This window comes from Serratia fonticola (assembly GCF_001006005.1).
Classification (GTDB): domain Bacteria; phylum Pseudomonadota; class Gammaproteobacteria; order Enterobacterales; family Enterobacteriaceae; genus Chania; species Chania fonticola.
In genome coordinates this window covers 2382982-2398563 of the sequence record NZ_CP011254.1, presented here as the reverse complement: position 1 = coordinate 2398563, position 15582 = coordinate 2382982, and the positions used below count along the sequence as shown (strand labels likewise).

The following is a 15582-nucleotide window of genomic DNA, read 5'->3' as shown; positions in this document are numbered from 1 at the left end:
CAATACGCCAGAAGCTGCCTCAAATCAAAGCTTGTTAACCTCGGGTTCACTAAAATTGTCTCCCCATTTACATCATTGCCAGGCGAATCGATGGCCCGGCAACGTTTATCACAGCGTATACCTGGCCAGGTGTACGGCTGGAATCAGGATAGATCTATGGAGCTGCTTTGCCCCGCTGGCAACCTGCCGGCCTTGAAAGCCGCGGTAGATAATGGCGCAGACGCCGTTTACATCGGCCTGAAAGACGATACCAATGCGCGCCACTTTGCCGGGCTGAACTTTACCGAGAAGAAGCTGCAGGAAGCGGCTGACTATGTGCACCGGCATGGCCGCAAGCTGCATATCGCCATCAACACCTTTGCTCACCCCGATGGCTACGCCCGCTGGCAGCGCGCCGTGGATATGGCCGCCCAGTTGGGTGCCGACGCGTTGATCCTGGCAGATTTAGCAATGCTGGAGTACGCAGCGGAACGTTATCCGCAGGTTGAGCGCCATGTTTCGGTGCAAGCCTCTGCGACCAACGAAGAAGCCATCCGTTTTTATCAGCGCCACTTCGACGTTGCGCGAGTAGTGCTGCCGCGCGTGCTGTCGATGCACCAGGTGAAGCAATTATCACGCACCAGCCCGGTGCCGTTGGAAGTGTTCGCCTTTGGCAGCCTGTGCATCATGGCCGAAGGGCGGTGTTACCTATCCTCCTATCTGACCGGGGAATCGCCTAATACCGTGGGCGCCTGCTCACCTGCCCGCTTTGTACGCTGGCAACAAACGCCACAAGGGATGGAATCGCGCCTGAATGACGTGCTGATCGACCGCTATCAGGACGGTGAAAACGCCGGTTACCCGACGCTGTGCAAAGGCCGCTATCTGGTGGATAACGTGCTCTATCACCCGCTGGAAGAGCCCACCAGCCTGAATACGCTGGAGCTGCTGCCAGAGCTACTGGCCGCCAATATTGCCTCGGTGAAAATTGAAGGCCGCCAACGCAGCCCTGCCTATGTCAGCCAGGTTGCGCGCGTCTGGCGCCAGGCCATAGATCGCTGTATGGCCAACCCGGCTGGCTATCAAGCCGACGCAGCCTGGATGGAAACGCTCGGCGCAATGTCCGAAGGTACCCAGACCACGCTTGGCGCGTACCACCGCAAATGGCAGTAGGAGAAACCATGAAATATGCATTAGGCCCGGTGCTCTACTACTGGCCAAACAGCGAGATAGAAGTCTTTTATCAGCAAGCAATCAGCAGCAGCGCCGATATCATCTATCTCGGCGAGAGCGTCTGCACCAAACGGCGAGAGATGAAAGTAGGTGACTGGCTGGCGCTGGCACAGGAGATCGCCAAATCGGGTAAGCAGGTGGTGATCTCTACCCTGGCTTTGCTACAGGCACCTTCAGAGCTGAATGAGCTGAAGCGTTATGTGGAGAACGGCGAATTCCTGATCGAAGCCAACGACCTTGGCACGGTGAATATGGCCGCCGATCGCGGTTTGCCGTTTGTCGCCGGGCATGCCCTCAATTGCTACAACGCCTACACTCTGCGCCTGCTGCACAAGCAGGGCATGATGCGCTGGTGCATGCCAGTGGAGCTTTCACGCGACTGGCTGGCCAATTTACTGCAGCAATGTGATGAATTGGGGTTCCGCCAGGGGTTTGAAGTGGAAGTGTTGAGTTACGGCCATTTACCGCTGGCCTATTCGGCGCGCTGTTTCACTGCTCGCTCAGAAAACCGGGGCAAGGATGAATGCGAAACCTGCTGCATCAAATATCCGCAGGGGCGCATCGTCAATTCTCAAGAGAACCAACAGGTGTTTGTGCTCAACGGTATCCAGACCATGAGCGGTTACTGCTACAACCTGGGCAACGAACTGACCAGCATGCAGGGATTGGTGGATATTGTACGTCTATCGCCACAGGGGGTTGAAACACTGGCGATGCTCGACGGCTTCCGGGCTAATGAGCAAGGAAAGCAGCCACTGACGTTAACCGACCATGCCGAATGCAACGGCTACTGGCGGCGCGTAGCCGGATTAGAGTTGGTGCAATAAATCCCCTATCGCAGAACACTACATTTCATTCGGATTGTTGACAAAGCAAAGACGGGCGCAGCATGCAGCGCCCCTACGTAAAATCGGGTTAGGAGTAGCCATAACGTCTTCCTTACACCTGACGTTTACGGAATAGATTACGCAGCCCTACTCGGTTGCGTAGTGCTCCAACGCCAATACCAATCAGCGTATAAATCGCCCCCAATAGCAGCAGCATGGCAACGTCCCCGCCGACATCACGCAGCGATAGCCCCATCTGATTCACACCGGCAATGGCTTTGGTTGCCCAGGTTGAGGGGATCATCGAAGAAATCGCCCTGACCCACTGCGGCATCGCTTGCAGCGGCCAGATGGTGCCAGAAAGGTAAAACACCGGGGTGGTGATAAACGACAGCGTCAGGTAAATCATCTCCACGCTGCGCAAGCATTCGGTCACCAGCTTGCCTAGCCCAAGCACCGCAAGCAGGAACGGGAAGGTCAGCAGCAAGATCTCCGGGATCGTCGCAGTCTGGCGATAGCCCAAGACCCAGGGCCACAGCACAAATAACACAATCGACAAGAACAACCAGATCGGCAGCAGGGCCGACAGCCCCCCCAGATAAACAGGAAGCGACGGCTTGCCGCCCGGCGTTCCTTTCAACACAATGCTGACGCGCACGCAGGCAATCAACAGCGAGTGCTGCAATAACATCACCAACAAACCCGGAAAGATAATCGCCGCAAAGCTGATGCCGGGGTTGAATACGTCCAGCGTTTGGCTCTGGATCGGCATCATGATCACCTGAGCCTGCCGTTCACTGAAACCACTGCGCATTAGCAACGAGGTGTTGTACTGGCCCAGCAACTGCTGATAGGCCGCCACCACGTCCTGTTGGATCTGGCCGTTCGCCAGCCGGTTGGTGGCATCACCGAACACCGGGATCTCGATGTTTTTGCCGTTGAGGATCTTCTTCTCCAGATCCACCGGCATGATGATCACCGCAAACAGTTTGCGCCAACCCAGATCGCGTTTTGCCTCATCCAGGTTGTCGTAGGTTTGAATAGCGATCTTAGGGGTGGCATCCAACTGGCGGATAAGCAGGCGGCTGGCGGTGCTGTGATCCTGATCGATCACTCCCACCGGCAGATCCCACACCGTGCGGTTGGCATAAACCATACTCATGATGCACAGCGACAGGATCAGCATCAGCCACATCGGCCGTTCCAACATGCTCGTCAATACTTTGCGGAAAGTGAGCCAATAGCTTTTCATCCTACCGTCTCCTCTTTTGCCAGCCGCTTCAGCAGCCGGTTACGCACCAACAGTGCAGTCACCAACGGGTAGACCACCAACAGCGCACACACGCTGAGGATAGCGCTGGCGGGCACCTGCCGCAGGAAGACGTCGAACATGGCGTACAGCGCGTGGGTAAGAGGCTCGATATTAGAGATGATGCGCGCCGGTAGCGGCATGGAAAGCTCGGGCACTGCCATGCCAGAGAAAGTCAGTGCAATACTCACCAACATGCCAATCAGGGTGTAGGCAGTAATAGCGCTGCCGGTAAAGGTATACAGCAACAGGCCGATGCTTTGTGCTGCCATCACATAGAAGAAACCAATCATCAGCATAAACAGCGGGTTGCCGCTGACGCGAGCGTCAAAAATGCCCACCAGCGCGGCAATCTCCACCATCAGCAAGGTAGTGAAACACAGGGTGTAGGGAGCCAGTTTCCCCAGCAGCGCCAGGCTAAAGGGCTTGGCTTTCAGCAAGGACTTACTGCGCGCCATCACGTAAATCATGCAGGTCACCACAAACAGCTGCAGCATATGAATGGTGGCGGCAAACTGCTGATAATAGATATAGCTGCCGCTGGCATTGAACAGGCTGCCGTAGTTGAGGGTGACATCCGCCAGCGGTGGCAGCGACTTGCCCATGGCCCCGGCAATGATCGAGCGGTAATTGGCGTTGGCCTCGGTCATCAGGCCACTGAAATCCTGGGTGGAATACAGCCCGGCACCGTAAAACAGCGCGTTGTAATACAGCACCACGCTCGGCTGATTGCCCGCCAGCGCGTCCGCCTCAAAATCGGCCGGGATAGACAGCAAAGCGTAGTCCTGCGCACTACGCAAACGGCGCAACGACTCATCAAGACCGCCGTCATAGGCTTGCACATGGGCATGAGAACCCGCATCCAGCTTACGGATCAGGTTTTTGGATAGCGGGCTGTGATCGTTATCCACCACCGAGACCGGCAGATCGAGCAAGGTCCCTTCCGAGAAGTTACTGCTGATCAGGCCAAACAGGATCAATGGGAAGATCCACCCCAGCCAGTGTACCACCGGCCGGCGAAAAGCGATGCGGCACTCGTTGCTGAACGCGTGGCTGAAGCAGCGCCAACCTGCCCTTACTCTTTCCATTGCCATAAGGTGCTCATCCCTGGGCGCAGGCCATCTATCGGCTGCGACGGATACAAACGAACTTCAAAGGTTTTCAGATCAAAGTCACCGGTGGCTCGCGTGGCCCGCTTGGTGGCGTAATCACCCAGAGGGGCGATATAGCGCACTTCGGCCTCAATCGTTTGGTCTTTCAACGCTGGGACGCGCAGTTGGACCTTATCCCCCTTGCGGACATGCGCCAGAATATCTTCCCGCAGGTTAAACACGAAATAGGCGTCAGGTACGCGGATCAGCGTCATCAATGGGCTGGAGGCGTTGAGCAGCTCACCCACTTCTGCCGGGATTGGCCCCACTTCGCCATCAACCGGAGCTTTAACCAGTAAGTCGTCGGTCTGGGCCTGAATTTCTAGCAAGTCTTGCTCGGAGGCCCTCAAGGCAGCTTCATATTTCTGCCGCAGTTCGATGCGATCGCCATTAATGCCTTCGTCCAAATTGGCTTTGGCGGCCTGCACCTGTTGATAGGCGGTATCACGCGCACGGCGCGAGCTGTCCAATTCAGATTTGGATACGTAGCCTTTGCTGGCGACGCTCAGGTTACGGTCGTAATCGTGTTGGGCATTCTGGTATTGCGCCTCGGCCTGTGCCAGGTTGGCGCGCAAGTTACGGATGCTCTCTTCACGGGTGCCATGCAGCGATTGGTCCAACTGCGCTTGAGCCTCATCCCGCGAAGCCTGCGCTGAACGTAGCTGGGCCATCAGCTCCGGGCTTTCCAGCCGTAGCAGCAGTTGCCCGGTTTTCACATCGTCCCCACGCTCTACCAGGCGCTCTATCACCCGGCCCTTGGCTTTGGAGGCGACGATCACTTCGGGGGCATCCACTTCGCCCTGCAACAACAAATCCTGATTATGCGCGCGGAATAGCACCGCCATGGCGATAGCTATCCCCATCAGCAGCAGGGTAAACAGCGTCTTCTTTTTCATTACTTCAGCCCCTTGAACATCAGCGTGCAAACAAAAACCATCATAGCTGTAAAAAAACCATTATTCTCATAAGGATATTGCGAGCACATATATCCCCTTTTATAACCGTATTTTCGATTATGCTTTTAACACAAAAAGCATAATCGCTTTTTTAGTTGCAGATCCCTGCAATCGCCCTTTAAGCGATCAACCTGATAAGCACAATGGACGATGAAATGACTGAACACACACGGGTGCCGCTTTCGGTACTGGATTTATCCCCGATCCCTCAGGGAGCCAAGGCGCGCGATGCGTTTCACTGCTCGCTGGATTTGGCACAACATGCCGAAAAGTGGGGCTATCAGCGCTACTGGCTAGCGGAACACCACAATATGACCGGCATCGGCAGTGCCGCGACGTCGGTATTACTGGGTTATTTAGCCTCCGGCACCCAGAGCATTCGCCTCGGTTCAGGTGGCGTGATGCTGCCAAACCATGCGCCGCTGGTGATCGCCGAACAGTTCGGCACCTTGGAGTCACTGTATCCGGGGCGTATAGATCTGGGGCTTGGCCGTGCGCCGGGTACCGACCAACGCACTATGATGGCGCTGCGTCGCCACCTCTCTGGCGAAGTGGATAACTTCCCGCGTGACGTGCAGGAACTGCAACATTACTTTGGCGAAGTACAACCGGGGCAAGCAGTGCAGGCCGTACCGGGCCAAGGGTTACAAGTGCCAATCTGGCTGTTGGGTTCCAGCCTCTACAGTGCGCAATTGGCAGCACAGCTCGGCCTGCCGTTTGCCTTCGCCTCGCACTTTGCGCCAGATATGCTGTTCCAGGCACTGAATGTGTACCGTGAGAACTTTAAGCCGTCTGAGCAGTGCCAGCAGCCGCACGCGATGGTGTGTGTCAACGTGGTCGCCGCAGACAGCGACCAAAACGCCCGCTTCCTGTTCACCTCTATGCAGCAGCAGTTTATCAACCTGCGCCGTGGCTCACCAGGCCCACTGCCGCCGCCGGTCGATAATATCCATGCGCTGTGGACCGCAGGTGAGCAGTATGGCGTCGATCAGGCGCTAGGTATGTCGATCGTCGGTAGCGAAAGCACCATCCGCCATGGCCTGCAAAGCCTGCTGCGCGAGACGGATGCGGATGAGATCATGGTTAACGGCCAGATTTTCGATCATCAGGCGCGTTTACGGTCGTTTGAGATTGTTGCCGGGGTGAAAGGCGATTTAGTGAAGGAATAAATGATAAGGGCACCGTAATGGTGCCCTTGTTCTATCAACGTTGGATCAGGTAGCGAATGGTTGGCCCATCCTGCTGAATATCCAGTACCTTGTAGCCATGGTTACGGGCATCGAGCGGGATATTATTGATCGACTGCGGGCAATCGCTGATCACTTCCAGTATTTCGCCCGGCTTCAACTGCGGCATAGCCTCTAACGTGGCCACCGCCGGATAAGGACAAGGCTCTCCCACCATATCCAACCGGTAATCCGGCACGATCTCTGTCTGTTTCATACTTCACTCCTTAAGTTCACCACCTGCGCATCTGGCTTGGCGCGGAAAAAGCGTTTCTCCCACCACAGCATCGCGGCAAAGGCGATGGCCAGCAGCAGATAGGTCACCAGCAGACCGCCGATCGGCCCGAAGGTGTCCAGCAGGTTAATCTTGTCGTAATTGGTCGCCAAGGCTGGTGCCAGATCGTCCCAGTAGTAGGCTAGCAGCGTGGCGCCGATAATGTTGCCCAATCCCACCCACCAGTAATGGACCTGGCCTTCCACCGCACGATACATCCAGCCGGTTTCGCAGCCGCCCGCCAGCACAATACCAAAGCCAAACAGCAGGCCGCCTAGTACCGCGTTGGGCCCGGCCCACATGATCTTCGGCGAGACGCCCAGTTGCACATAGCTGAAGATGCCGATGGCGCTGACCGCCATGCCGATAATAATGGCCTTGGCCATATGCGTACGGCCAGTGATCCACAGATCGCGGAACGCCGAGGTAAAGCAGATCTGTGCCCGTTCAATCAGCAGACCAAAACCGATACCAAACAGCATGGCGATGCCAAGTTTCGGCGCATCAAACAGCGTCCATAATGACCAGGCCACCGTGAGGCAGAAAACCACCATACCCAAACGGAAACGACGGCGTGCCTGCTCAGGTTTTTGCGTCAACGGTGAGGCCGCTTTCACTCTTTGCAGCTTGACCGGAATACGGAACATCGGCAGCAAGGTAAATTTGGCACCGAAGTAAGAACCAGCCGCCGTTGCCAGGGCAAAAAACCAGGCATGTAAAGAGAACTGTGGAATACCGGTAAAGAAGGCCGCCAGGTTACACCCCATCGCCAAACGCGCGCCAAAACCGGCAATAATGCCGCCCAGCAACGCCTGTGCAATGCGGATGCGGTGCTGCGGCATACGTAATTTGATGTTGTTGGCCCACAGCGCGGCGGCGATGCACCCCGCAAACATGCCGATAATCATGCGCCCATCGATACGGTCGAGTGGTGTGCCCTGTAGGCCGATCACCTTAAAATAGCCCCACTGCTCGGGGTGGAAACCCAACCACTGCAAGATATGGCCGCCCCAGCGGGTAAATTCGCCGGTAACCGCCCAGAAGGTGCCGGTCATGCCGAAATAGTAGGTCGAGAGGATCCCGGCGGCAATCACCGCCGGTAGGGGCGCCCAAAAGCGCACCAGGTATTGAGATTTGAATTGTTGCCAGTTCACGGCAGCTCCTGTGCATCCGTAAGATAAACCTTGCGAATGATACGCCCTTTAGCGGTATTAACTGAGATGCCAGGCAAAAAAAAACCAGTCCGAAGACTGGTTTGATCATACTGACAACGTATCAATGTCAGGGCGCTGCATGCGGCGCCCCTACGCTGTTAACCCGTAAGGGGTTGTCAGCAATTATGCATCACCGAAACGGCGACGTGGTGCGGCAGGAGCTGCTGCATCGTCACGGCGTGGTGCTGGCTTGTCACGGTTGAAGTTACCGCCACGGCGTTCGCCACCGGCAGCATTACCGCCTTCACGACGCTCACCGAAAGAACGGCGTGGTGCTGGTGCACCTTCGCGACGCTCGCCGTTGAATGGACGGGCACCGCCACGACGCTCACCACCGTTACCACCGGCAGGACGCTCACGACGTTCATGCGGCTGCGCATCGCCCAGCAATTGCATGTTCATCGGCTTGTTCAGAATGCGAGTGCGAGTAAAGTGATTCAGGATCTCGCCCGGCATGCCTTTTGGCAGCTCGATGGTGGAGTGGGAAGCAAACAGCTTGATGTTACCGATGTAACGGCTGCTGATGTCACCTTCGTTAGCGATCGCGCCAACGATATGACGAACTTCCACGCCGTCATCACGGCCAACTTCAATGCGGTACAGCTGCATTTCACCAACGTCACGACGTTCGCGACGTGGACGCTCAGCGCCGCCATCACGGCTGTCTGGACGTGCATCACGACGACGGTCGTTGCTACGCTCGCCACCGCGATCATCACGGTCGTTGAACTCACGACGTTGACGCGGTTTGAACACTGGATCTGGTGGCAGGATCAGAGGACGTTCGCCCTGCGCCATCTTCAGCAGTGCAGCGGCCAGCGTTTCCATATCCAGATCTTCACCCGGCTGCAGCTTAGCCAGCAGCGCACGGTACATATCCAGATCGCTGCTTTCCAGCTGCTGCTGAACTTTAGCGGCAAACTTGGCCAAGCGGCGCTCACCCAGCAGATCTGCGTTTGGCAGCTCAACTTCAGGGATGGTCAGCTTCATGGTGCGTTCGATGTTGCGCAGCAGGCGGCGTTCGCGGTTTTCTACGAACAGCAGCGCGCGGCCAGCACGACCAGCACGACCGGTACGGCCGATACGGTGAACGTAAGACTCTGAATCCATAGGGATGTCATAGTTTACTACCAGGCTGATACGCTCAACGTCCAGACCACGAGCGGCAACGTCGGTGGCGATCAGAATATCCAGACGGCCACTTTTCAGACGTTCCAGGGTTTGCTCACGCAGCGCCTGGTTCATATCACCGTTCAGTGCGGCGCTGTTGTAACCGCTGCGCTCCAGCGCTTCGGCCACTTCCAGGGTCGCATTTTTGGTACGTACGAAGATGATCGCCGCATCAAAATCTTCAGCTTCCAGGAAACGCACCAGCGCTTCGTTTTTACGCATGCCCTGCACGGTCCAGTAGCTCTGGCTAATGTCCGGGCGAGTGGTGATGCTGGACTGAATGCGCACTTCCTGTGGATCTTTCATGAAGCGACGGGTAATACGACGGATCGCTTCCGGCATGGTCGCAGAGAACAGCGCGGTCTGATGTTCAGCCGGGATCTCCGCCATGATGGTTTCTACGTCTTCGATAAAGCCCATGCGCAGCATTTCGTCGGCTTCGTCCAGAACCAGGCCTTTCAGGCCAGACAGGTTCAGGGTGCCACGTTTCAGGTGGTCCAGCAGACGGCCCGGGGTCCCTACTACGATTTGCGGGCCCTGACGCAGAGCGCGCAGCTGCACGTCATAACGTTGGCCACCGTACAGGGCCACCACGTTAACGCCATGCATGTGCTTGGAGAAATCGGTCATGGCTTCAGCAACCTGAACCGCCAGTTCGCGGGTTGGAGCCAGTACCAGGATTTGTGGTGCTTTCAGGGCTGCATCGAGGTTGTGCAGCAGGGGCAGCGAGAACGCCGCAGTTTTACCACTACCGGTCTGCGCCATGCCCAGCACGTCGCGACCGTTCAACAGGTGAGGAATACACTCAGCCTGGATCGGTGATGGTTTTTCGTAGCCCAGATCGGTCAGGGCAGCAATGATCGGAGCAGACAGCCCCAGGTCAGCAAAAGAGGTTTCAAGCTCAGTAGTCATGTACACGTGCCTCATTAATAATGGCAGCCAGTCTACATAACTCGTCGAGAAAATTTTCAGTCATTTTCATTGAAAAGTGTGAACCGGCTCAAATTAGATTATAAAACAGACAAAAAAGCCCTCGCCCGTTAAGGCGATTACTTTGGTCAAAAAACCAATGTAAATCAGGCTGATAAGTGTCCGTCAGCTATTGCTGGTCCGATTCCGATAGGTCGTCTTGTTCTTGGCCCAACAGCGCCAATTCCAACAATGCATAGCGGTGCTCAACAAAGTTATGAACGTTGTTAGCCACCGTCAGTTTGAACAGCGCCGAAGCGGTGTCCTTGTCCCCCAGACTTAGGTAGTGCTTACCTAAATAGAAGTCAGTTTCACTGAGATGCTCAGCGAGCGAAGTGTTATCCGTTGCATCTGCCTTGAGGCGTTCCATCAGCGTTTTTTCGCTGATTTTGCCCAGGTAGAATTCGACAATATTCCATCCCCATTGCCCTCTGTCCGATTTGTCATAACGCTGCTGGAGCGATACGGTAGCCATCTTGGGATCGATTTCTCTCTCCACCAGATAAAGCCACAGCGAACGGAAGGGATCGTTTGGGTCGTCTTGATAAAACGCCTGCAGATCATCCTGCGCCAACGGGAAGCGGCCGCCATAATACAGTGCGATGCCCCGGTTTAAACGCGCGTAATTGTAAGTTGGATCAAGCTCTAGTACAGAATCAAACGCTTCATAGGCAGCATCAAAATTGCCTGCCTGCGTTAAGTAAATGCCCAGGTAGTTGAAAACTTCTGGCATATCAGGACGTATCGCTAGCGCTTGTGAAAAGTCATTGCGCGCTAGAGCACGTAAACCCAGACTATCATACAGCACACCGCGCTCATATAAAAGCTGTGCTCGCTCATCGTCCGTTAATGCCCGGCTGGCAAGTATTTGTTCCATGCGCGCCAGGATCACTTCCTGCTGCAGCGTGGGCTGCAACGGAATAGCCAGAACTTCGTCTTTACGCCAATCATGGTTGCTGCATCCTGCCAGCAATAGTGCTGTCGCAACGTAACACCAGCGCAAGAAAGGCTTCATTTCCCACTCCCGAAGACAAACATTGGATGAACGTCCTGTCCTCCGCTTGCTAATACGCGAGTATCCTACCCACGTGATAAGAACAGCCCCTGCCCTACGGCAGGGAGCTGTAAAACTGTTGATACAGTTATTCTGCTTCTGGTGCTGGAGCCGCAGCGGATTCTGGCGCTGTAGCTTCTTTGATGCTCAGACGCACACGGCCCTGGCGATCAACTTCCAGTACCTTAACCGGTACTTCCTGACCCATCTGCAGATAGTCGGTCACTTTCTCAACGCGCTTGTCGGCGATTTGAGAGATGTGCACCAGGCCTTCTTTACCGCCGCCGATGGCCACGAAGGCACCAAAATCAACGATACGGGTCACTTTACCCTGATACACACGGCCAACTTCGATCTCAGCGGTGATCTCTTCGATGCGGCGGATAGCGAACTTCGCTTTGTCGCCGTCGGTCGCAGCAATCTTCACTGTACCGTCATCTTCAATTTCGATGGTGGTGCCAGTTTCTTCGGTCAACGCACGGATGACTGAACCACCTTTACCGATCACATCTTTGATCTTGTCTGGATTGATCTTGATGGTGTGAATACGCGGTGCGAACTCGGAGATATCGCCACGTGGCGTGCTGATAGCCTGTTCCATCACGCCCAGAATGTGCAGACGCGCACCCTTGGCCTGGTTCAGAGCCACCTGCATGATTTCGCGGGTGATACCTTCAATTTTAATGTCCATCTGCAGCGCGGTGATACCATCGCGGCTACCGGCCACTTTGAAGTCCATGTCGCCCAGGTGATCTTCGTCACCCAGAATGTCAGACAGTACGACAAAGTTTTCGTCTTCTTTCACCAGGCCCATTGCGATACCTGCAACGGCTGCCTTGATTGGCACACCCGCATCCATCAGTGCCAGAGATGCACCACAGACGGAAGCCATTGAAGAAGAACCGTTGGATTCGGTGATTTCAGACACCACACGCACGGTGTACGGGAAATCTTCTGGTTTAGGCATCATAGCTAAAACGCCACGTTTTGCCAGACGACCATGGCCGATTTCACGACGCTTCGGTGAACCAACCATGCCGGTTTCACCAACAGAGTACGGAGGGAAGTTGTAGTGGAACAGGAAGCTGTCGGTTTTCTCGCCCATCAGCTCATCAATGTTCTGTGCGTCACGCGCGGTACCCAGAGTGGCGGTAACCAGCGCCTGAGTTTCACCACGGGTGAACAGTGCGGAACCGTGGGTACGCGGCAGAACGCCAGTGCGCACGTCCAGACCACGGATCATGTCTTTCTCGCGGCCATCGATACGCGGCTCGCCACGCAGCACACGGCTACGTACGACGTTTTTCTCAACGGTGCCCAGGATGTCCTGAATTTCAGACGCGTCCAGAGTCTCGTCTTGCGCCAGCAGAGTTTCCACTACGCTGTCTTTGATCGCATCAACCTGAGCGTAACGCTCTTGTTTTTCGGTGATGTGGTAAGCATCGCCCAGACGGCTTTCGGCCAGCTCGGTTACGCGCGCATGCAGCGCTTCGTTAACCGCTGGTGCCTGCCAATCCCACTTCGGCTTGCCTGCTTCAGCAACCAGAGCGTTAATGTTTTCGATAACGATTTGCTGTTGGTCATGGCCAAACACGACTGCGCCCAGCATCTGATCTTCGCTCAGCACGTCAGCTTCGGATTCCACCATCAGTACTGCACCAGCGGTACCGGCAACCACCAGATCCAGGCTGCTTTCTTTCAGCTCGTCAGTGGTTGGGTTCAGTACGTACTGATTGTTGATGTAACCCACGCGAGCAGAACCGATTGGGCCATTGAACGGAATACCGGACAGGCTCAGGGCAGCAGAGGCACCGATCATCGCGACGATGTCTGGGTTTACCTGTGGGTTCACGGAAACCACGGTGGCGATCACTTGCACTTCGTTCAGGAAACTATCTGGGAACAGTGGGCGGATCGGGCGGTCAATCAGACGGGAAGTCAGGGTTTCGCCTTCGCTCGGACGGCCTTCACGACGGAAGAAGCTACCCGGGATACGGCCAGCAGCGTAGGTACGCTCCTGATAGTTCACGGTCAGAGGGAAGAAGCTCTGGCCTGGTTTGGCTTTCTTCTGGCCTACTACGGTGACGAATACTGCGGTGTCATCCATGCTCACCATCACGGCAGCAGTGGCTTGACGTGCCATCATACCGGTCTCAAGCGTCACGGTGTGTTGGCCATACTGGAATTTGCGAATAATCGGAGTCAGCAAAATTTAATCCTTAATTGGTGGCGCGCAATCGTTCTTCGACTCGACACGCCTGTGGTTCACTGACCTTCTCACTACATCCTCGCGACTAATGACAATCCTTATCTCTCATGAGATAAAGCCTCTCATTAGCCGCGCGAACCTCTGTAACGGAAGATCCTCAGTAATACATTAACCTGATTTGCTTATGCTTCCTAGAAGAAAGGGGCCACATTTGGCCCCTTTCTACTGAAACTTGCTCGATTAGCGACGCAGACCCAGACGCTCGATCAGGCTGGTGTAACGTGCTACATCTTTACGCTTCAGGTAGTCCAGCAGCTTACGACGCTGAGAAACCATACGCAGCAGACCACGACGGCTGTGGTGATCTTTTTTGTGCTCTGAGAAGTGGCCTTGCAGATGGTTGATCTGCGCAGTCAACAGGGCAACCTGAACTTCGGTAGAACCGCTGTCGTTAGTACCACGACCGAAGTCAGCTACGATTTTAGCTTTAGCTTCAACACTTAGAGACATTGTCATACTCCAAAATTATAGATAATAAATACAGGCGCCGATCTCTAATTCAGCAACCCAATGCATAAGCTGCGCCATTCTACTCTTAGCGCAGGGCGATCGCAAGGCGGGCAGGTCAGTCGAAATATTCGACAACCAGGCGGCGCGGCGCGACTCGGCCATCATCGGCAATCTCGCCAATGCCGATAAATTTACGTTCTTCGCCTTCGGTAATGCGCACCAGACCCGAGGCCGGAGCCCCTGCGGCCTGCACCGGCTGCCCTTGCTTGACGTAACCCGCTACCGCTGGCAGCAGGTTCACTTCAGGGAAGTCTTCGGCCGGGCTGTCCATCGGCATCAGCAACGGATCGAGCAGTTCGCTCGGCGCAATGCTCTGCTCCTGTGCCTGCTCCACTAGCGCATTCAGCTGTTCCAACGTGATCATGCGGGCGATCGGGTACTTCGCCACCTGCAGACGGCGCAGATAAATCACGTGCGCTCCACAGCCCAGTAGTTCACCGAGGTCATCCGTGATGGTACGGATGTAGGTGCCTTTTGAGCAGTGAATTTCCAGCTCAAGTTCATCCCCTTCCCAGCGGATAAACTGCAACTCATACACGGTGATACTACGTGCTTCACGCGGGACTTCGATACCCTGGCGAGCATATTCGTACAGCTTTTTGCCCTGGTATTTCAGTGCGGAATACATCGAAGGCACCTGCTGGATGTTACCCCTGAAGGTGTCCAGCGCGGTATCAAGCTGCGCTTGGGTGAAGTTTACCGGCCGCTCCTGCACGATCTGGCCATCGGCATCCGAGGTGTCCGTTCGCTGGCCCAAACGGGCAATCACGCGGTAACGCTTATCGGAATCGAGCAGGTACTGGGAGAACTTGGTGGCCTCACCCAGACAGATTGGCAGCATACCGGTTGCCAGTGGATCGAGCGCGCCGGTGTGGCCCGCGCGGTTGGCATTGTAGATACGCTTTACTTTTTGCAGGGCATCGTTAGACGACAAGCCCTGCGGTTTGTCCAGCAGCAGTACGCCGTGAATGTCACGGCCGCGACGGCGAGGGCGACTCATTAAGCCTCCTCTTCATCGCCTGATGCATTGCGACGTTCGGCATCGCTCTTCACTACGTTGGTCACCAGGTTGGACATACGCATGCCTTCAACCAGTGAGTTATCGTAGGAGAAGGTCAGTTCCGGCACTACGCGCAGGCGCATCGCTTTGCCCAGCAGCGTACGGATATAGCCAGAGGCATCCTGCAACGCTTTAATGCCGTTGGTCACCAGATCCGGATCGTGGTTTTCGGTCAGCACGTTCAGGAAGGTGACGTAAACTTTGGCGTAAGCCAGATCGCGAGACACTTCAACACCTGAAACGGTAGCCATGCCGACACGCGGATCTTTGACTTCACGCTGCAAGATCATCGCAATCTCTTTTTGCATTTCTTGTGCCACGCGTTGACCGCGGCTGAATTCTTTTGCCATTTGGAAACCCTCCAGACAAATCGGGGGGCAC

Annotated in this window: 15 protein-coding genes; 3 read left to right on the top strand and 12 right to left on the bottom strand. The window is 55.5% G+C overall.

Translation table 11 applies throughout. The annotated features are described in order from the left end of the window. Positions 1–156 precede the first annotated feature (156 nt). Entirely contained in the window at positions 157–1152 is a 996-nt protein-coding gene (gene ubiU / locus WN53_RS10675; protein WP_021179065.1) for a ubiquinone anaerobic biosynthesis protein UbiU, read from the top strand. Positions 1153–1160: 8 nt separating this feature from the next. Beyond that, on the top strand, positions 1161–2039 hold the full coding sequence (locus WN53_RS10670) for a U32 family peptidase (protein ID WP_024483380.1): 879 nt from the start codon (positions 1161–1163) through the stop codon (positions 2037–2039). A gap of 112 nt (positions 2040–2151) precedes the next feature. Here the strand turns inward: WN53_RS10670 and WN53_RS10665 are convergent, their stop codons facing one another. From WN53_RS10665 to WN53_RS10655, 3 genes are read right to left on the bottom strand one after another with little or no spacing between them, the layout of a single operon-like run. Continuing rightward, positions 2152–3291 carry an ABC transporter permease gene (locus WN53_RS10665; protein ID WP_024483379.1) on the bottom strand — a complete coding sequence of 380 codons (1140 nt, stop codon included), beginning with the start codon at positions 3289–3291 and terminating at the stop codon, positions 2152–2154. Beyond that, the gene (locus WN53_RS10660) at positions 3288–4442 is read right to left on the bottom strand and encodes an ABC transporter permease (protein WP_024483378.1); all 1155 of its coding nucleotides are present in this window, start codon (positions 4440–4442) and stop codon (positions 3288–3290) included. Before WN53_RS10660 ends, WN53_RS10665 begins: the two co-directional genes overlap by 4 nt. After that, positions 4424–5395 (bottom strand): HlyD family secretion protein, encoded by a 972-nt coding sequence (locus WN53_RS10655; protein ID WP_021179061.1) that lies wholly within the window; start codon positions 5393–5395, stop codon positions 4424–4426. Before WN53_RS10655 ends, WN53_RS10660 begins: the two co-directional genes overlap by 19 nt. A 215-nt stretch (positions 5396–5610) precedes the next feature. Here WN53_RS10655 and WN53_RS10650 point away from each other — a divergent pair, with 215 nt between their 5' ends. Beyond that, positions 5611–6624, top strand: a complete 1014-nt coding sequence (locus tag WN53_RS10650) for a luciferase-like monooxygenase (RefSeq protein WP_024483377.1) — start codon at positions 5611–5613, stop codon at positions 6622–6624. A 34-nt stretch (positions 6625–6658) separates the two neighbouring features. On the opposite strand, the gene yedF is transcribed toward WN53_RS10650, so the two are convergent. From yedF to rbfA, 9 genes are all read right to left on the bottom strand, one after another. After that, positions 6659–6898 carry a sulfurtransferase-like selenium metabolism protein YedF gene (gene yedF / locus WN53_RS10645; protein ID WP_021179059.1) on the bottom strand — a complete coding sequence of 80 codons (240 nt, stop codon included), beginning with the start codon at positions 6896–6898 and terminating at the stop codon, positions 6659–6661. Further along, positions 6895–8109 (bottom strand): selenium metabolism membrane protein YedE/FdhT, encoded by a 1215-nt coding sequence (gene yedE / locus WN53_RS10640; RefSeq protein WP_024483376.1) that lies wholly within the window; start codon positions 8107–8109, stop codon positions 6895–6897. Before yedE ends, yedF begins: the two co-directional genes overlap by 4 nt. Positions 8110–8292: 183 nt before the next feature. Next, positions 8293–10251: a DEAD/DEAH family ATP-dependent RNA helicase gene (locus WN53_RS10635; protein WP_024483375.1), complete on the bottom strand. Its 1959-nt coding sequence runs from the start codon at positions 10249–10251 to the stop codon at positions 8293–8295. Next, positions 10241–10315, bottom strand: a complete 75-nt coding sequence (yrbN, locus tag WN53_RS29145; protein ID WP_223499600.1) for a protein YrbN — start codon at positions 10313–10315, stop codon at positions 10241–10243. The genes WN53_RS10635 and yrbN overlap by 11 nt, the downstream gene beginning before the upstream one ends. 123 nt (positions 10316–10438) lie before the next feature. Next, positions 10439–11323: a lipoprotein NlpI gene (gene nlpI / locus WN53_RS10630; protein WP_021179056.1), complete on the bottom strand. Its 885-nt coding sequence runs from the start codon at positions 11321–11323 to the stop codon at positions 10439–10441. Between the two features lie 127 nt (positions 11324–11450). Then, positions 11451–13571, bottom strand: a complete 2121-nt coding sequence (pnp, locus tag WN53_RS10625) for a polyribonucleotide nucleotidyltransferase (protein WP_024483374.1) — start codon at positions 13569–13571, stop codon at positions 11451–11453. Between the two features lie 240 nt (positions 13572–13811). Then, positions 13812–14081: a 30S ribosomal protein S15 gene (gene rpsO, locus WN53_RS10620; RefSeq protein ID WP_010279698.1), complete on the bottom strand. Its 270-nt coding sequence runs from the start codon at positions 14079–14081 to the stop codon at positions 13812–13814. Positions 14082–14196: 115 nt separating this feature from the next. Continuing rightward, positions 14197–15141, bottom strand: coding sequence for a tRNA pseudouridine(55) synthase TruB (gene truB, locus WN53_RS10615; protein ID WP_024483373.1), 945 nt, complete (start codon positions 15139–15141; stop codon positions 14197–14199). Then, entirely contained in the window at positions 15141–15551 is a 411-nt protein-coding gene (rbfA, locus tag WN53_RS10610) for a 30S ribosome-binding factor RbfA (protein ID WP_024483372.1), read from the bottom strand. Before rbfA ends, truB begins: the two co-directional genes overlap by 1 nt. Positions 15552–15582: the final 31 nt, after the last annotated feature.